Source organism: Aliarcobacter butzleri (assembly GCF_900187115.1).
Taxonomy (GTDB): domain Bacteria; phylum Campylobacterota; class Campylobacteria; order Campylobacterales; family Arcobacteraceae; genus Aliarcobacter; species Aliarcobacter butzleri.
Genome location: NZ_LT906455.1, coordinates 267,122 through 286,137, shown reverse-complemented (window position 1 = coordinate 286,137; position 19,016 = coordinate 267,122). Strand labels below are relative to the sequence as shown.

Annotated in this window: 16 protein-coding genes; 10 read left to right on the top strand and 6 right to left on the bottom strand. The window is 28.6% G+C overall.

Annotated features, from left to right (window positions below):
- Positions 1-3: 3 nt before the first annotated feature.
- Positions 4-276, bottom strand: coding sequence for an NADH-quinone oxidoreductase subunit I (locus tag CKV87_RS01450; RefSeq protein ID WP_004510346.1), 273 nt, complete (start codon positions 274-276; stop codon positions 4-6).
- Between the two features lie 205 nt (positions 277-481).
- Here CKV87_RS01450 and CKV87_RS01445 point away from each other — a divergent pair, with 205 nt between their 5' ends.
- The 9 genes from CKV87_RS01445 (at position 482) to CKV87_RS01405 (ending at position 11,212) form a co-directional block, all read left to right on the top strand.
- On the top strand, positions 482-1,078 hold the full coding sequence (locus CKV87_RS01445) for a peroxiredoxin (protein WP_004510345.1): 597 nt from the start codon (positions 482-484) through the stop codon (positions 1,076-1,078).
- Between the two features lie 159 nt (positions 1,079-1,237).
- Entirely contained in the window at positions 1,238-2,560 is a 1,323-nt protein-coding gene (gene rho, locus CKV87_RS01440) for a transcription termination factor Rho (protein ID WP_004510344.1), read from the top strand.
- A gap of 139 nt (positions 2,561-2,699) precedes the next feature.
- Positions 2,700-4,052 (top strand): NADP-specific glutamate dehydrogenase, encoded by a 1,353-nt coding sequence (gdhA, locus tag CKV87_RS01435; protein ID WP_004510343.1) that lies wholly within the window; start codon positions 2,700-2,702, stop codon positions 4,050-4,052.
- Between the two features lie 224 nt (positions 4,053-4,276).
- A complete protein-coding gene (gene murI / locus CKV87_RS01430; protein ID WP_012012139.1) occupies positions 4,277-5,062 on the top strand; it encodes a glutamate racemase in 786 nt (261 codons plus the stop codon).
- The gene (locus tag CKV87_RS01425; protein WP_012012138.1) at positions 5,059-6,990 is read left to right on the top strand and encodes a DNA polymerase III subunit gamma/tau; all 1,932 of its coding nucleotides are present in this window, start codon (positions 5,059-5,061) and stop codon (positions 6,988-6,990) included. The genes murI and CKV87_RS01425 overlap by 4 nt, the downstream gene beginning before the upstream one ends.
- A 61-nt stretch (positions 6,991-7,051) precedes the next feature.
- Positions 7,052-7,882 carry a DsbA family protein gene (locus CKV87_RS01420; RefSeq protein WP_004510340.1) on the top strand — a complete coding sequence of 277 codons (831 nt, stop codon included), beginning with the start codon at positions 7,052-7,054 and terminating at the stop codon, positions 7,880-7,882.
- A 15-nt stretch (positions 7,883-7,897) separates the two neighbouring features.
- The gene (gene hemC / locus CKV87_RS01415; RefSeq protein ID WP_012012137.1) at positions 7,898-8,836 is read left to right on the top strand and encodes a hydroxymethylbilane synthase; all 939 of its coding nucleotides are present in this window, start codon (positions 7,898-7,900) and stop codon (positions 8,834-8,836) included.
- Positions 8,837-8,861: 25 nt separating this feature from the next.
- The gene (locus CKV87_RS01410; protein ID WP_012012136.1) at positions 8,862-10,610 is read left to right on the top strand and encodes a DUF4153 domain-containing protein; all 1,749 of its coding nucleotides are present in this window, start codon (positions 8,862-8,864) and stop codon (positions 10,608-10,610) included.
- Between the two features lie 59 nt (positions 10,611-10,669).
- Positions 10,670-11,212 (top strand): hydrolase, encoded by a 543-nt coding sequence (locus CKV87_RS01405; protein ID WP_012012135.1) that lies wholly within the window; start codon positions 10,670-10,672, stop codon positions 11,210-11,212.
- A 28-nt stretch (positions 11,213-11,240) separates the two neighbouring features.
- Here the strand turns inward: CKV87_RS01405 and CKV87_RS01400 are convergent, their stop codons facing one another.
- The 5 genes from CKV87_RS01400 to prpB form a co-directional block, all read right to left on the bottom strand.
- Complete coding sequence (locus tag CKV87_RS01400; RefSeq protein ID WP_012012134.1) at positions 11,241-11,732, bottom strand: DUF4878 domain-containing protein; 492 nt, start codon at positions 11,730-11,732, stop codon at positions 11,241-11,243.
- A 73-nt stretch (positions 11,733-11,805) separates the two neighbouring features.
- Positions 11,806-12,981: a 2-methylaconitate cis-trans isomerase PrpF gene (gene prpF, locus CKV87_RS01395; protein WP_004510334.1), complete on the bottom strand. Its 1,176-nt coding sequence runs from the start codon at positions 12,979-12,981 to the stop codon at positions 11,806-11,808.
- An 89-nt stretch (positions 12,982-13,070) separates the two neighbouring features.
- The gene (gene acnD, locus CKV87_RS01390; RefSeq protein ID WP_004510333.1) at positions 13,071-15,662 is read right to left on the bottom strand and encodes a Fe/S-dependent 2-methylisocitrate dehydratase AcnD; all 2,592 of its coding nucleotides are present in this window, start codon (positions 15,660-15,662) and stop codon (positions 13,071-13,073) included.
- A 101-nt stretch (positions 15,663-15,763) separates the two neighbouring features.
- Positions 15,764-16,909, bottom strand: coding sequence for a bifunctional 2-methylcitrate synthase/citrate synthase (gene prpC / locus CKV87_RS01385; RefSeq protein WP_004510332.1), 1,146 nt, complete (start codon positions 16,907-16,909; stop codon positions 15,764-15,766).
- 56 nt (positions 16,910-16,965) lie between these two features.
- Positions 16,966-17,853, bottom strand: a complete 888-nt coding sequence (prpB, locus tag CKV87_RS01380) for a methylisocitrate lyase (protein ID WP_004510331.1) — start codon at positions 17,851-17,853, stop codon at positions 16,966-16,968.
- A gap of 177 nt (positions 17,854-18,030) precedes the next feature.
- Here prpB and CKV87_RS01375 point away from each other — a divergent pair, with 177 nt between their 5' ends.
- Positions 18,031-19,008 carry a hypothetical protein gene (locus CKV87_RS01375; protein WP_012012133.1) on the top strand — a complete coding sequence of 326 codons (978 nt, stop codon included), beginning with the start codon at positions 18,031-18,033 and terminating at the stop codon, positions 19,006-19,008.
- The last annotated feature ends 8 nt before the right edge of the window (positions 19,009-19,016 follow it).

Below are 19,016 nucleotides of genomic sequence, written 5' to 3'. Positions count from 1 at the left end.
TTATTATTCAACAACAGGAGTTCCAGGAGTTCCTCTATCTTCTTTTTCAATAGAACCAGAACCTGCTTCATCCCATACTATACACCCTTCAGTTGGACAAGCATCTGCACATGCTGGTGCATCATTATGACCTACACACTCAACACATTTATCAGCGTATACATAATATGTATCTTCTCCAGTGGGATTATCATCATTATCAACAATCGCTTCTACTGGACACTCATCTAAACAAGCATCACAGCTAATACAGATATCAGTAATTTTTACTGCCATTGTATATCTCCTATATTATTTAATTTTTAAAAACTTTAGCACAGTATATATAAAAATATCTTTAAAATATTTTATATTGGATAAAAATTATCATAAAATAATATTTTTCATAAATTTCAAAATTTAAGCAAATCTAAAGTTTTTTGTTAAAAGTTTTGTTGTACAATTACACTACAAAAATTAAATTAAAAAAAAAGGATTAAAAATGTTAGTAACAAAAAAAGCTCCAGATTTCACAGCAACAGCTGTACTTGCGGATGGTCAAATTGTAGAAAATTTTAACTTATATGAAAACATTGGTGAGAAAGGTGCAATTTTATTCTTTTGGCCTTTAGACTTTACATTTGTTTGTCCATCAGAAATTATTGCTTTTTCAAAAAGAACAGATGAGTTTAAAGCAAGAGGAATCAATGTAATTGGTTGTTCAGTTGATTCTCAATTCTCACACTTTGCATGGAGAGAAACAGCAGTTGAAAATGGTGGAATTGGAAGAGTAAAATTCCCAATGGTAGCTGATTTAAATAAACAAATTTCAAAAGACTACGATGTACTATTTGGTGAATCAGTTGCACTAAGAGGATCTTTCTTAATTGATAAAGATGGAACAATAAGACATGCAGTTATCAATGATTTACCATTAGGAAGAAACGTAGATGAAATGATTAGAATGGTTGATGCTATGTTATTTACTAATGAATATGGTGAAGTTTGTCCAGCTGGTTGGCAAAAAGGTGATGAAGGTATGAAAGCAAACAAAGATGGTGTTGCTGATTATCTTGCTAAAAACGAAGGTAAATTATAATAGTTTAAATTTATTGTCAAAAAGGGTATCAAATTTGATACCCTTTTTTTATTTTCTTGACAATTTTTTAAATAAACACTAAAATTACACCACACTTTAAAAACTACAAAAACTACAAAACTACATAATATTTATGTAATACTAAAGGCAAACATACTCATGGAAGAGTCTAAAGAAGAAACAAAAGTAAAAAATGTAAAAAAGACAAGAACTCATATTCCTGTTGAAGGTTATAAAATAGAGCAACTAAGAGAATTACCTTTGGAAGTTCTTATTGATATAGCAAATGAATTAGATGTTGAAAATCCTCAAGAATTAAAAAGACAAGATTTAATGTTTATGATATTAAAATCTCAAATTGATGCTGGTGGATTTATTTTATTTACTGGTATTTTAGAGATCAAAGAAGGTGGATTTGGATTTTTAAGAGCAATAGATGGGAATTTCTCTGATACATCAAATGATTCTTATGTGAGTGCTACACAAATTAGAAAATTTGCATTAAGAACAGGAGATATTGTCTCAGGACAAGTTAGGCCTCCAAATAAAGAGAGTGAAAAATATAACGCATTACTCAAAATTGAAGCTATAAATTATCTTCCAGTAAAAGAATCAAAAAACAGACCTCTATTTGACAATTTAACTCCTCTTTACTCAACATCACGATTTAATTTTGAATATGACTCACAAAAAATGACAGGTAGAATGCTTGATCTTTTTGCACCAATGGGAAAAGGACAAAGAGGACTTATAGTTGCACCTCCAAAAACCGGTAAAACAGAACTTTTAAAAGAATTAGCACATGCAATCAGTAGAAATCATCCTGAAGTTACATTAATGGTACTTTTAATTGATGAAAGACCTGAAGAAGTTACAGACATGCAAAGAAGTGTAAAAGGTGAAGTTTATAGCTCAACATTTGATTTACCTGCACAAAATCACGTAAGAGTTGCTGAAATTGTTATTGAAAAAGCAAAAAGACTAGTTGAAATGAAAAAAGATGTTGTAATTTTACTTGACTCTATTACAAGATTAGCAAGAGCTTATAATACTGTAACACCATCTTCTGGAAAAGTTCTTTCAGGTGGAGTTGATGCAAATGCTTTACATAAACCAAAAAGATTTTTTGGAGCAGCTAGAAATATTGAAGAGGGTGGAAGTTTAACTATTATTTCAACAGCTTTAATTGAAACTGGTTCAAAAATGGATGAAGTTATTTTTGAAGAGTTCAAAGGAACAGGAAATAGTGAAGTAGTTCTAAGTAGAAATGCAGCAAATAAAAGAGTTTATCCTGCTCTTGATATTATTAAATCAGGTACTAGAAAAGAAGAATTATTACTTACTCCTGATATTTTACAAAAAACTTGGATTTTAAGAAATGCAATTTCACAAATGGATGAAGTTGAAGCACTTAAATTCTTATATTCAAAAATGCAAAAAACAAAAGACAATGAAGAGTTTTTTGCTTCTATGAACGAATAATATTCTTATAATCTACTTAAAGATGTAGAAAAAAAGTAAATTTTTTACGATATGTGTATATTTTATATAAAAAGTATATAAAATATATACAACTTTTGATATAATTCCTATCCAAATTTGATTCAAGGAAGGAAAATACATGACATACATAGACGAACTTTTAGATTATTTAAAAAGAACAAGTCCTGGACAAGAGGAATTTCATCAAGCAACAGAAGAAGTTTTACACTCACTTGAACCACTATTTGAAAAATACCCAATTTATAAAGAAAATAAAATTTTAGATAGATTAGTTGAACCAGAAAGACAAATCTTATTTAGAGTAGCTTGGGTTGATGATAGTGGAGAAATTCAAGTAAATAAAGGTTATAGAATAGAGTTTAGTTCTACTTTAGGACCATACAAAGGTGGATTAAGATTTCATCCAAGTGTAAACACTGGAATTATCAAATTCTTAGGATTTGAACAAATCTTTAAAAATGCACTAACAGGTCTTCAAATTGGTGGAGGAAAAGGTGGAAGTGACTTCGACCCTAAAGGAAAAAGTGATAGAGAAATCATGAAATTCTGTCAAGCATTTATGAGTGAATTATTTAGACACATCGGTGCAACAACAGATGTTCCAGCAGGAGATATTGGAGTTGGGGGAAGAGAAATTGGTTATATGTTTGGAATGTATAAAAAACTTGCAAATAGATATGATGGAACTTTTACAGGAAAATCTTTAAAATGGGGTGGTTCACTAGCTAGAACTGAAGCAACAGGTTACGGTTGTGTATATTTTGCTAAAAATATGCTTGAAGCAAAAGGTGAAACTTTAAAAGATAAAAGATGTGTAGTTTCTGGTTCTGGAAATGTTGCTATATACACTATTGAAAAATTATATCATATGGGTGCATTACCAATTGCTTGTAGTGATTCTGCTGGTATGATCTTAGATGAAGAAGGTATTGATTTAAATTTATTAAAAGATTTAAAAGAAAATCAAAGAGCAAGATTATCTGAATATGTAAAATATAGAAAAAATGCTAAATATACTCCAGTTACAGAATATCCAAAAGGTAGAAATGCAATTTGGTCAATTCCGTGTTATGCAGCATTCCCTAGTGCAACACAAAATGAATTAAACCTTGAAGATGCAAAAGAATTAATCAAAAATGGTTGTAAATGTGTTAGTGAAGGTGCAAATATGCCTTCTACAAATGAAGCAGTTGATTTCTTCGTTGAACAAAAAATTGCTTATGGACCAGGAAAAGCTGCAAATGCTGGTGGAGTAGCAACTAGTCAACTTGAGATGGCTCAAAATGCTTCTATGGTTTCTTGGACTTTTGAAGAAGTTGATGCAAAACTTGAACAAATTATGAGAAATATTTTTGAATCAGTTAGTACAACAGCAGCAGAGTTTGGACAACCAACAAACTTTGTATTAGGAGCAAATATCGCTGGATTTAGAAGAGTAGCAGATGCTATGATTGAACAAGGTATTGTGTGATACAAACAAAATTTATACTTAAGGTTTAAAAGCCTTAGGTAGTCTACATTACATACCTACCTCTTAATATTTTCCTCACCTATTTTTTACTATTTTGAAAGCTAAAACAAATCTTTATTTTCCTTCCAAAAATGATTTTTAGCTTTCAAATTTTTACACAATTTTAACATTGTAGTTATATCTTTTTTGATATAATTCTTTCTAAATTTTCTATAAGGCTTAAGTTGAAAGTTGGAGTATTTGATTCTGGACTTGGCGGTTTAACTGTTCTAAAATCTATTTTAAAAGTTTTAAAAAATGCTGAAATTTTTTATATCGCTGATACTGCTTATGCTCCTTATGGAGAAAAAGATAGTGCTCTTATTTTAAAAAGATGTGAAGATATTACAAACTACCTTTTAAAAGAGTATAAAATAGATGCCTTAATTGTTGCTTGTAATACTGCAACAAGTGCAGCAATAAAACACTTAAGAGATAATTTCTCATCTTTGATTGTAATAGGAACAGAGCCAGGTATAAAACCAGCTATTTTAAATACAAAAAGTTCTAATATAGGTATTTTAGCAACACCTTCAACTTTAAAAAGTGATAAATATCAATTATTAGTAAATGAATTATCTTCTATCAAAAAAGTAAATCTTTTCGAACAAGCTTGCCCTGGTTTGGCAATGCAAATAGAAAAAGGCGAAATAAATACTTTAACTACTTACAAAATGTTAGAAGAGTGGTTAATTCCAATGAAAGAAGCAAATGTTGATACAATAGTTCTTGGTTGTACTCACTATCCTTTGATTAGTCAAACTATAAAAAAGATAATGGGAGAAGATATAACTTTAATCCAAACAGGTGATGCAATAGCTAAAAGACTTTTATCTTTAAGTGAAGAAAAAGGTCATAAAAATATTGGTGATTTAAAAGTAACTGTTTTACATACAGGATTGATAAATTTAGATATGATAGAAAACATTTTAGAAAATAAAAATATTGAAGTTAGGAAGTGTGAAATATGAATAAAGAAATTTTAGAAGATAGAGTTTTAGCCCTAAAATATAGACCAAAAAGATTTGAAGATTTAATAGGACAAAGTACAATTTCACAAACTCTATCTTTAGCTCTTGATTCAAATAGATTATCACATGCTTACCTTTTTTCAGGTCTTAGAGGAAGTGGAAAAACTTCAACAGCAAGAATAATGGCAAAAGCTTTATTATGTTCACAAGGACCAACAAGTAAACCTTGTGATATTTGTGATAATTGTAAAAGTGCAAATGCATCTAAACATCTTGATATTATAGAAATGGATGCTGCAAGTAACAGAGGAATTGATGACATTAAAGATTTGATTGAACATACTAAATATAAACCAAGTTCTGCACGATTTAAAGTCTTTATAATCGATGAAGTTCATATGCTTACAACTCAAGCTTTTAATGCTTTATTAAAAACTTTAGAAGAACCTCCAGGATTTGTAAAGTTTATACTTGCGACAACAGATCCATTAAAACTTCCAGCAACAATTTTAAGTAGAACTCAGCATTTTAGATTTAATAAAATTGCTCAAAGTGATGTAGTTCATCATCTTTCATACATTTTAAATAAAGAAAATATTGATTTTGAACAAAATGCTTTAGAAATTTTAGCAAGAAGTGGTCAAGGAAGTTTAAGAGATACATTAACTCTTTTAGACCAAGCTATAATTTTTTCAAAAGGAAAAGTAAACACAACAAGTGTTGTTGATATGTTAGGATTAATTGATCCTAAAATGATGGATAATATTTTCTCTATGATTTTAAATAAAGAAGATATTACAAAATTAGTTAAAGAGTTAGAAGTTTATGAAGTTTCGCAAATTTGTGATGAAATGACAATCTATTTAAAAGATAAAATGTTATCTCGTGATAATAAATTTGATTTACTTTTATTTGATAGATTCTTTAGAATTTTAAGTGATGCAAAACAATTACTTGCAATAAATAGTGATGGTACTTTTGTTCTTATTTTAACTTTTATGAAAATGATTGAAGCTACAAATCTAAGAACAATTGATGATATTATAAATCAAGTTGAAAAAATAGAACCTAAAAAAGAGTTGATTAGTGAAAAAACTACTCCTATAATTGAAAGTAGTTTGGTTAAAAATCCTGAAATACCACAAAAAGAAGTAATTAAAGAAAAAGTAAATACTTTAATTGTTGAAGAAGAGACAAAAATAGAAGAAGTAACTGCTTTAGATGAAGTTCTAATTCAAACAAATAATATTATAGATTTAGGAATTACAAATTCAATAGAGACTATAAATTATTCAACACCATTTGATGAATTACCAATAACAAAACCAATTGAAAATCAAAAAGAAGAAAAAATTGAAGAAATAAAAGAACTAGAAATTGAACATATCTCTTTTGAAAGTGAAGTATCTTTTAACCCAACACAAGAAGTTGAAATAATTCCATTAGAAGATGAATCTGATAAATTTTTAGATTTATACAATCAACTAACTGCAAAAGTTTACGATAGAGATTACTCTTTAGGTGAATGTTTTGAAAAAAACTTTATATTCAATGGTTTTAGTGATGATAAATTACATATAATTTCTTATGCACAAGATGAAGATAGAAAACTTTTATTTAAATACTTTGGGCTTATAAAAGCTTTTGCACAAGATATTTTCGGTTCAAATGTTGAATTAGATTTCAAAAAGGAAGAAGCCACCATACTAGAAGAAAAACCTCTAGTTAGTGAAAATGTTGAAGAGACTTCTTCAATGATTGAAGATATAGAATTAGGTTCTGGTTGTGTTGCTGATATGACAAAAAGTTCAGTTATAACACCTTCTCAAAAAGAGTTACAAATAAATGATATTTTAAACTCAAAAATGGTTGATAAAGCCAAAGAACTATTTGATATCAAAAAAATTACAGTAAAAACAAGAAGTTAAAATATTAACTTTCGATTAAATAAAAATAGATAAACTATTAAAAATTTTATAAGGAATTAAAATGAATTTTTCAAAAATATTATCCCTAAGCGTTATTTTAAGTGCATCTTTATTTGCAAATGATAGTACAGTTGTAGATTTTGAGAAAAAAAGAGTTGCTCAAAATCCAAATGTAAAAGTAAAAGATGTAAAAGTTAATACAAAAAAAGATTTACCTCTTGCTGGTTGGAATGGTTATATTTTAGATGTTGAAGCAATTGTTCAAGAAAAATCTTTAAAAGTAAAAGATATTTTATTTAGTAATGGTGATTATATTGCTTTAGATTTAATTGATGCAAAAACTGGAAAATCTTTAAAAGATTTAGTAACTCCAAATCTAACTTCAAACTATTATGACAAAACAAAATTAATTGCAGGGAATCATAATGCAAAAGATAAAATAGTAGTTTTTTCTGATCCACTTTGCCCATTTTGTATGGAATATATCCCTGAAGTTATAAATTATGTAAATAAAAATAGTGATAGTATTGCTTTATATTATTATGCTTTTCCTCTAGTTCAAATTCATCCGGCTTCTGAGGCTTTATCAAAGATTATTGAAGTTGCAAAAAATAAAGGTGTAAAAGATATTGAATTAAAAGCTTATAAAACTGATTGGGAAACATATTTTTCTCCTAAAGAAAATGATGAGAAAAAAATTCTTGAAGCTTTTAACAAAGAGTTAAAAACAAATATAAAACTTGAAGAAATTGCTTCAAAAGATATAAATGAAAAACTTTCAAAAGATATGTCAATGGGTGAAGAAGTTATGGTAACAGGAACACCAACAATTTTTGTAAATGGTGTAAAAGATACAACTAGAGAACTTTATAAAACATTAGGGAAAAAATAAATCTAAGAGGATAACATGGAAAAATTAGTAATAGCAACAAGAAGAAGCCAACTTGCACTTTGGCAAAGTGAATATGTAAAATCAAGACTTTTAGAACATTATCCAAATATGCAAATAGAACTTCAAGAGTTTGTAACAAAAGGGGATAAAATTTTAGATGTTCCTTTGGCAAAAATCGGAGGAAAAGGACTTTTTACAAAAGAACTTGAAGTTGCAATGCTTGAAGGAAGTGCTCATCTTGCAGTTCACTCTTTAAAAGATGTACCAACTCAATTTGAAGATGGTTTAATGCTTGCTGCTGTTACTAAAAGATTTGACCCAAGAGATGCTTTTTTAAGTAATAAATATACTTCATTAGAAGAGTTACCAAAAGGTGCAATAGTTGGAACAACAAGTTTAAGAAGAAGAATGGCATTAAAAATTTTAAGACCAGATATTGAACTTAAAGACTTAAGAGGAAATATCAATACAAGAATTGCAAAACTAAATGCAGGTGAATATGATGCAATAATACTTGCAGCAACAGGTATTCAAAAACTTGGAATTGAAAATGAAGTAAAATATTTCTCTCCAATTTCAACTGATATTATGATTCCATCAATGGGACAAGCAACACTAGGAATTGAAACAACAAATGACCCAAAAGTATTAGAAATACTAAAAGTTTTAAACGATAACAATGCCCACATTGAATCAACAGTGGAAAGAAGTTTTGTTGATACTTTACAAGGTGGTTGTCAAGTTCCAATTGGTGTAAAAGCTACTATTTTAGATGAAAATTCAATAAGAGTTCAAGCAATAGTTGGTATGCCAGATGGTAGTGAATATATAAGTGAAGATATAACTGCAGATATTGAAGATTATGAAACTATTGGACAAAATCTAGCTCAAATCTTTATAGATCAAGGTGCAAAAGAGTTGTTAGAAAAAGCAGAAAAAGTAGCTTTTAAATAAAACTTAACTAAATACAGGATTTGTCATGAGCTTAAATACTATTATTTTAAATTTTTTAAAAAAACTTTTAGGCTCTGCACTAGAGTACAAGTTTTCTTCATTTTTTATCTTTTTATTTTCTATTGCTTCTATCATATTAGTAGATAAAAATTTTTACTATGGTTCTAAAGAATATATCTATCTTATAAATATAATTTATGCTTCATCAGTTGGATTTTTACTAACATTAGTTGCATATTTTAGTAAGAAAAAAAAGATTTTATTGGCTGTTTCTTTATTTTTAACAGGTTTATATTTTTATTATTTACCTTTTAATGAAGATTATTCAACTGTTATTTTCTTTTCAAACTATCTTTGTATAATAGCTATTTGTATATCATTACTTTTATATATTCCATTTCACAATGAACAAAAAGATAATCAAAGGTTTTTGAATTGGGCTATAAATATTATAGAATCAATTGTAATAAGTTCTATTTTCGGAATTATTTTATTCGTATCTTTGTATATTGCAATTACTTCAATTGTTATATTATTTGATTTGAAAATAGAAAAATTTATATATGCTCAATATTTAGCGATTATTGTTTTTGGTGTTTTTTGTACACACTATTTTTTATTATCGCTTAATAAAAATCCACAAGCTTCAGAGTTAAACTTAACTTTTTACAATAAAATAGGAAACTTTTTTAGTAAATACATTTTAACAACAATAGTTGTAATATACTCTTTGATTTTATTAGGTTATATTATCAAAATACTATTTCTTCAAGAGTGGCCAAATGGTGTAGTTGTTTGGTTATCACTTACATTTGCTATTTTTTCTCTACTTACTTATATATTTTGGACACCTTATGAAAATAGATATAAAAAACTTTTAATCTTTGTAGCTCTTATTCAACTATCTTTACTTTTTGTAGCTATTTATATGAGAATAGCACAATATGGTTGGAGTACAAACAGATATATGATTGTGTTAACTGCAATTTGGTTAGTTGGAGCATTTGTATATATATTAATTTACAAAAAGTATAGATATGATTATATTTTTCTAGCTTTTGCTTTAATGCTATTTATAAGTCAATATGGCTATAAAATGAATAGCTATTATGTAAATGACATAGCTCAACTAAATAGATTAACTCAACTACTTTCACAAAATAGTGTGTTATCAAATAAAACAGATAAAACTATTAGATGTGATATTTCTAGCGCTATTGATTCATTATATACACATCGTAATATAGAATTTCTAAATCAAGCAATGCCAAATATTTATGATAAATATAAATATATAAAAGATAAAGAATATTCAAATAGATATTATAGTTTTCCAAACTATGCTACGGAAAAATTAGGATTCAAATATTTATCAAATTGGGAATGTGGCAAAAATCAAACTGCATATCAAAACGATAATATATACATTTACAGTAACAATACAACAGATATAATAGATGTATCTGGTGGCTATGATGTAATGAATAGAAATACTTTGACAATTTTTCATGAAAATAGTAAATATACAATCAAAATTCCTACAAAAGATAATTTGAATTTTAGTGAATTTGATATGTCAGATTTTATAAATAAATTTAAAAAATCTGATACAAATGAATCAAAAAGTGTAAAATATAATAATGATGATTTGACATTTGTAGCTCAAGATAAAAATATGAAAATAAAACTTTTCTTTTATTCTATGAGTATTAGTGAATTATCAGGAGATGTTGTTTATCCAAGTACATATATTTTAATTAAGTATCTTAAATAAGTTAAAACACAAAGATTTTATGTAAAATAATCTTTACATTTTAACTTAAGGAGAGAAAAATGAGAATAAGAGTTGAAGATGCACTTTTTTGTTTAGTTGATGTACAAGAAAGACTTTTCCCACATATAGGAAATAAAGAAATTTTAGAAAAAAATCTTCTTACTTTAGTAAAAGGTTTGAAAGTTTTAAATGTTCCTTTTATTGTAAATGAACAGTATAAAAAAGGTATAGGTGAAACAATTCCTTCTTTAAAAGAGTTAGTTGAAACTTATTCATCTTATGAAAAAACTACATTTTCTTGTTGTCAAAATGATGAAACAATGAAAGCTATAAAAAATGCAAATAAAAAAGTAGTAATTGTTGCAGGTATTGAAACTCATGTTTGTGTACTTCAAACTTGTATTGATTTACTTGAAAATGGGTTTAAAGTAGTTTTAGTTACTGATTGTTGTAGCTCAAGAAAAGAAAATGATACAAAATTTGCTATAAAAAGATTGATTCAAGCTGGAGTTATTCCAACAACATATGAGTCAATTTTATTTGAACTTACACTTGATGCAAAGAATCCTTGTTTTAAAGAGATTTCATCTTTAGTGAAATAAGTATTAAAGGCTAAAGCCTTTAATACTACTACTCTATAACTTTCCACTCATTATCAATTCTTTTTAGACTTATAAATTCTTGTTTAATTTCACTATTTTTAAGTTTTACTTCTACACTTACAATAGCATCATTTGATTTTTCATTTAATTTTGAAAATAAAATTTTATAAGAAGATACATTTTCCAAAGATTTACTCCAATGTTTAAAACATTCATTTATAATTTTAGTTTTTTTATCTAAAGTAAGCTTATTGTACTCATCAATATCAATTTTTTTCTCTTCTAATTTTGGTATAACTTCATCTTTGATTTCAGGATTTATTATACAATTTACAAATATATTATTTGATAGATTATTTTTCATATCCTCACTTACAACTTTAGAAACTTCATTGAAATTTCCATCTTTTAAAGCTTCCATATATTTTTTTGTAACTGTTTCTGGATTGTCTTCCATACAAGCTGTAAACGTTAATGAAATGATTAGGCTTAATAATCCTAGCTTTATAATATCTCTCAAACTTATTCCTTATAAATTAAATAAAAAAAGGAGATAGAAAACTCTATCTCCTGTATTTCTAAACTATTGATATTTATTTCATAATATCAGCAGGTGCGTAAACTTCACCTTTCATAATGATTCTTGCACTTCGGCTCATTGTAGCTTTATCAACTATATATTTTCCATTTTCTTTTTTGATAACTGCTCCAACTTTTAGTGTTCCTGATGGGTGCCCAAACTCAACGGCAGTTTTTTCTCCACCACCAGCAGCTAAATTTACTAAAGTTCCTTCAATACAAGCTGCAACACCAATTGCAACAGAAGCTGTTCCCATCATAGCATGGTGAAGTTTTTGCATAGATAAAGCTCTTACATGTAAATCTATTTCATCAGCTTTTACTTCTTTTCCACTTGAAGTTGTAAAATCACTTTTTGGAGCAACAAATGCAATTTTTGGAGTATGTTGTCTAGTCTCTGCTTCTTTTAAATCACTTATAAGACCCATTTTTAAAGCACCGTAACTTCTTATTTTTTCAAATCTTGCAAGAGCTTCAGCGTCACTATTAATATCAGCTTGAAGTTCTGTTCCTTTATATCCTATATCAGCAGCATTTAAAAATATTGTAGGAATTCCTGCTGTTATCATAGTTGCTTTAAATGTTCCAATTCCAGGAACTTCTAAATCATCTACTAAATTTCCAGTAGGAAATAATTCTTCACTTGGATCAACAGGTTCTGCAAACTCTAATAAAATCTCTTCAGCAGGGAAAGCAACACCATCAATATAGTAATCACCCATCTCTTTTACTTGTCCATCAACCATTGTTACATAACAAAGAATTGTTTTTTTAATATTTGCTTGCCAAATTCTTACACAACAAACACCATTTTGTGGTACATTATCAACTAAACCTTCATGAATAGCAAAAGGTCCAACAGCTGAACTTAAATTTCCACAATTTCCACTCCAATCCATAAAATCTTTATCTATTGCAACTTGACCAAAATAGTAATCAACATCATGGTTTGGTACAGTTGATTTTCCTACAAGTATTGCTTTAGAAGTAGAAGAAGTTGCTCCTCCCATACCATCCATTTGTTGTTTATAAATATCTGGACTTCCAACTATTCTTTGAAGAAGTTTATCTCTTTTTACTTTGTCTTCTTGTGCTTCTTTTGGAAGATCTGCTATATTAAAAAATGTTCCTTTTGAAGTTCCACCTCTCATATATGTTGCTTTAACTCTCATTTGTGGCTCATAACTCATATTCTTACTCCTAATATTTTAAAACTTTTCAAAAAGATTTTTCTATCTTTTTAAAAAATTTTAAGAGAGCTTTTATACTCTCTTAAAAATTATTTTGATGCAATAACATCTTTAGCGAATTTTTGTAAAATTCCACCATTTTTGTAAACTTCAACTTCAGCAGAAGTATCTAATCTACATAATACAGAGAATTTAACAACTTCTCCATTTGCTCTTGTCATAACAACTGTTAAATCACATCTTGGAGTAATATCTCCAACGATTTCAAATACTTCAGTTCCATCAATAGCATAAGTATGTCTTGTTTCACCTTCTTTAAATTGTAATGGTAAAACTCCCATTCCAACTAAGTTAGTTCTATGAATTCTTTCGATACTTTCAGCAATTAAAACTTCAACACCAGCAAGTCTTACACCTTTTGCTGCCCAGTCTCTTGAACTTCCTTGTCCATAGTTTGTTCCAGCAATAATAATTAAAGGTTGTTTTCTTTGTGTGTAAGTTTCTATTGCTTCCCACATTCTAGATTCTTTACCTTCAGGCATAATTTTTGTTAAACTTCCTTGTTTTACATTACCATTTTCATCTTTTACCATTTCATTGAACAGTTTTGGATTTGCCAAAGTTGCTCTTGATGCAGTATGGTGATCCCCTCTATGCGTTGCATAAGAGTTTAAATCTTCAATTGGTAATCCCATTTTTATACAATATTCACCAGAAGCACTAGTAGGTAAAATTGCATTTGATGGAGATAAGTGGTCTGTTGTAATATTATCAGGGAACACACCTAATGGTCTCATATTTTTTAATGCTGGCATTTGCATATATTCATCTTCCCAATAAGGAGGTTTATTAATATATGTAGATTTAGTATTCCATTTATAGAATGGTTCAGCTTTTTTTGCACCTAAACCATTTCTAGCAAACATTGGATCATAAATTTTTCCAAACATTTCAGGTTTAACTGCACTATTTACAACTGCATCAATCTCTTCATCACTTGGCCAAATATCTTTTAATTTAATATCATTTCCATTTTTGTCTTTACCTAAAACATCTGTTTCAATATTAAATCTAATACTTCCTGCAATTGCATAAGCAATAACAAGTGGTGGTGAAGCTAAAAATGCTTCTTTAATAAATGGGTGAATTCTTCCATCAAAGTTTCTGTTTCCAGATAAAACTGCTGTTGTGTAAACTCCACTATCAGCTGCTTCTTTTTGAAGTTTTGGATCTAATGCTCCACTCATTCCATTACAAGTTGTACAAGCAAATCCAACAATTCCGAATCCTAATTTTTCAAGTTCAGGAAGTAATCCAGACTCTTTTAAATATAATTCAGCAACTTTTGAACCTGGTGCTAATGAAGATTTAACCCATCTTTTTCTTGTTAAACCTAATTCATTTGCTTTTTTAGCTAATAATCCAGCTGCAACAACGTTTCTTGGATTAGAAGTATTTGTACATGAAGTAATAGCCGCAATTAAAACTGCACCATCAGGAATTACATCATTTGTAATTTCAATTTTTTTAGTAATACCTTCAGCTTCTAAAGTTGAAGTTGGAACTAATTTATGTGGTTTTGAAGGACCTGCTAAACTTCTTGTTACAGTTGATAAATCAAATTTTAAAGTTCTTGCATAAGTTGCTTCATTTAAAGAATCTGCCCAAAGACCATTTGCTTTTGCATATTTTTCAACTAATTCAACTTGTTTTGCTTCACGTCCTGTGATTTTTAAATAATCAATAGTTCTATTATCAATAGCAAACATTGCTGCACTTGCACCATACTCTGGTGTCATATTAGAAATAGTTGCTCTATCTCCTAAATCTAAATATTTAATTCCACTTCCGTAGAATTCTAAATATGCAGAAATTACGTTGTTTTCTCTTAAAAATGATGTTAAAGATAAAGCGATATCAGTAGCTGTAATTCCAGCTGCTCTAGTACCAGTTATTTCAACACCGATAATTTCAGGAACTCTCATATATGAAGGATTTCCTAACATAACGTTTTCAGCTTCTAATCCACCAACACCAACAGCAATAACACCAAGTGCATCTACGTGAGGAGTGTGTGAATCTGTTCCAACTAATGTATCAGGAGATGCAATACCATCAATATTATGAACAACTGGAGACATTTTTTCTAAGTTGATTTGGTGCATAATCCCATTACCTGGAGGAATAACATCAACATTATTAAATGCTTCTTTTGCCCAATTAATAAAATGGAATCTATCTGCATTTCTTCTATCTTCAATATCTCTATTTTTTTGGAAAGCATCTGGATCATATCCACCACATTCAACTGCTAAAGAGTGATCAACGATTAATTGTGTAGGAACAACTGGATTAACTTTTTGTGGATCTCCGCCTTCTTTAGCTACAGCTTCTCTAAGACCTGCTAAATCAACAAAAGCAGTAAGTCCTAAAATATCGTGACAGATAACTCTACTTGGATACCAAGGGAAATCTTTATCTGTTCTTTTTTCAATTAACTGAATTAATGAATCTTTTAAATCTGCACTTGGGCATTTTCTTAATAAGTTTTCAGCTAAAACTCTTGAAGTATAATTTAGTTTTGCAAAAGAACCTGCTTTTATATCTTCAACAGCACTTTTTACATCATAGTATTTAACATCTAAACCATCTAATTGTTTAAGATATTTTTCATTTGTCATTTTTTATATCCATTTAGTTTTGTATTTAAAAGGATGAGTAAATCTCATCCTTGATATTGTTTGCCAAAGTGGCACTAGAATATTTTAAAGTATTTTAGGTTTTATCTTTGCTCTAAAGGAACAAATTTTAAACCTTCAGGTCCTGTATAAGTAGCTGATGGTCTAATGATTTTTCCATCTTCTCTTTGCTCAATAACGTGAGCTCCCCATCCTGTAACTCTTGCGATAATAAATATTGGAGTAAACATATCTGTTGGAATTCCCATTTGGTTATAAGAAACAGCAGAGAACCAGTCAAGATTTGGGAACATTTTCTTTTCATTCCACATAACTGTTTCAATTCTTTCAGCAACATCATACATTAACGTATTTTTATTTTCATCAGATAAATCTTTAGCAACTTTTTTAATTACTACGTTTCTTGGATCACAGATACTATAAACTGGGTGTCCAAATCCTATAATAATCTCTTTTCTTGCCATTCTTGCTCTGATATCTGCTTCTGCTTCATCAGCTGATTTATATCTTTCTTGAATTCTAAATGCAACTTCATTTGCTCCACCATGTTTTGGACCTCTTAATGCTCCAATTGAACCTGTAATACAAGAATACATATCTGAATTTGTTCCAGCAATTACTCTTGAAGTGAAAGTTGAAGCATTAAATTCATGCTCAGCATAAAGAATTAAAGATACGTGCATTGCTTTTACCCAAGATTCTCTTGGTTTTTCACCATGTAATAAATGTAAGAAATGTCCACCAACAGTATCATCGTCAGTTACAACATCAATTCTTTTTCCATTATATGCAAAGTGATACCAATATAATAAAATAGAAGAAAATGATCCCATTAATCTATCAATAATATCTTGAGCTTCATTTTTTGGATGTTCTTCTTTTTCTTGGTTTAAAGCACCAAGTACTGAACAACCTGTTCTCATAACATCCATTGGATGACAAGTTTTTGGTAATTGCTCAAGAGCTACTTTAACACCTTGAGGAATATCTCTGTAAGATTTAAGTTTAGCTTTATAAGCTGCTAATTCTTCTTTATTTGGTAATTTTTCATGTACAATTAAGTATGCAATTTCTTCAAATTCAGCTTTATCAGCAAATTCTAAAATATCGTATCCTCTATAATGTAAATCATTTCCACTTTTTCCAACAGTACAAATAGCTGTATTTCCTGCTGCTGTACCTGAAAGTGCTACAGATTTTTTTGGTTTAAATGTTGTTTCAGTACTCATATTCTCTCCTTAGTTAAGCTTATTAATTTAAATTTTCTATTGGTCAAAAAGCAAAATTATTTTGCTTTTCCTTTTGAAAATAGTTCGTCCATTTTTTGTTCATATGAATGATAATTTAACATATCATATAATTCCATTCTTGTTTGCATTGTGTCAATAACTGCTTCTTGTGTACCTTTATCTTTTAATTCTTGGTAAACATTTAATGCAGCTTTATTCATCGCTCTAAATGCTGATAATGGGTAAAGTACCATATCAATTCCAACTGATGCTAATTCTTCAGTTGTAAACATTGGTGTTGCACCAAATTCTGTAATATTTGCTAATACAGGAATTTTTACTGCATCAGTAAATTCTTTATATTCTTTTAAAGTGTGAATTGCTTCAGCAAAAATAGCATCAGCACCAGCAGCAACATAAGCTTTTGCTCTATCAATAGCAGCTTGTTGACCTTCACTTGCATGTGCATCAGTTCTAGCAATAATGTAGAAATCTGGGTCTAACTCTTTTTTAGCATCTACTGCTGCTCTGATTCTATCACACATTTCTTCTGTTGAAACCAACTCTTTATTTGGTCTGTGTCCACATCTTTTTGCAGCAACTTGATCTTCAATATGAAGTCCAGCAGCACCATATCTAATGAACTCTTTTACAGTTCTAGCGATATTAAATGCATGTCCCCAACCTGTATCAGCATCAACGATTAATGGAGTATCACAAATAGAAGTAATTCTTCTAATATCAATACATACATCTTCTAACATTGTCATACCTAAGTCTGGTAAACCGTAAGAAGCATTTGCAATTCCTCCACCTGATAAGTAGATAGCTTTATGCCCTACTTTTGTAGCTTGTAATGCTTGATAAGCATTGATTGTTCCTACAATTTGTAATGGAGATTCTTGTTTTAAAGCTTCTCTAAATCTTTTTCCTGCGCTTGTCATACACACATCCTTTAAAATTAAGTTGAATATGATTATACATGATTTGTATTTAGTAGTATTGCACTATTTTATTAGTAAATTTACAACTTATTTCTTATATCTTATAAAATGTACAAAAATTATGTTTTATGAATAAAAATGGTACAATAACTAAAATTTAATTTTAAGGTTTTATTAATGAACTATAAAAATTCTATAGAAAAGTTTTTGGAAATATTTAAAAGGTCAAATTTAAGTATTTCTAAATTTGCTTCAATGATAAATAAAGACAGAAGAACTGTTACATCGTGGATTGATAGCGTAACAGACATAGAACCAAATAAAGAAGTAAAGGACAAAATTTGTCAGATTTTCAGATATCCTGATTATATCTGGGAAGATGGCTGTTATGGTGAAGAGTTCTTAAAATCTATCACTCAAATTCCACAAAAAGAAGTAAGAATTATTGATGAAGACTATAAAGGAAGATTAAAATATATAATTGAACATGAAAAAAATAGAAGATTTGTAATCCAAGCACAATTTCCTGGACCAATGTATAGGGATAGTGCCGTACAAAAAGTGTACAAAAATGGTACAAGTGCAGATATAGAAGAATTAAAACAAGAAAGAATAGATCAAATGTTAAGATATGATTATGATACAACTGAGTGGTATTCGATAAAATCAATCTTAAGTTTCTGTTTTGCAAGTATTGGAAACTTTTTTACAAGAGAAGAAAAGATAAAAATCTTAGAATTAATTTATGAACTGTTTAATAATAATTACAATAAAAAACTCTTTTTATTTGATTCATTTTCAAGAAAAATTTATGGAATGGAAACAACATATATTTCAATAAATGTCAAACAAAAGATTCTATTTTTTAAATCTCCTATTGAATCTGTTTTTATAGAAATTAGGAATAAAAGTTTAGTTGAAAGAATGCATAAATATTATAGTTCACCTATTGAAGCACCAAGTCATGTGAATTTTTTAGAATCAGTTAAAATTATAAAAATACTTCAAGATGCTCTAAAATATAACAATAATATAAAACAAGCCTATGAAACTATAAATCGTGAGACAAATTATGGTGAACTGTTTTATAATAACCTAAGTGTTGATTTACAAAAAGAGGTTAGTTTGCCAAAATCAGGACAAAAAAGAAATTAATATAAAGG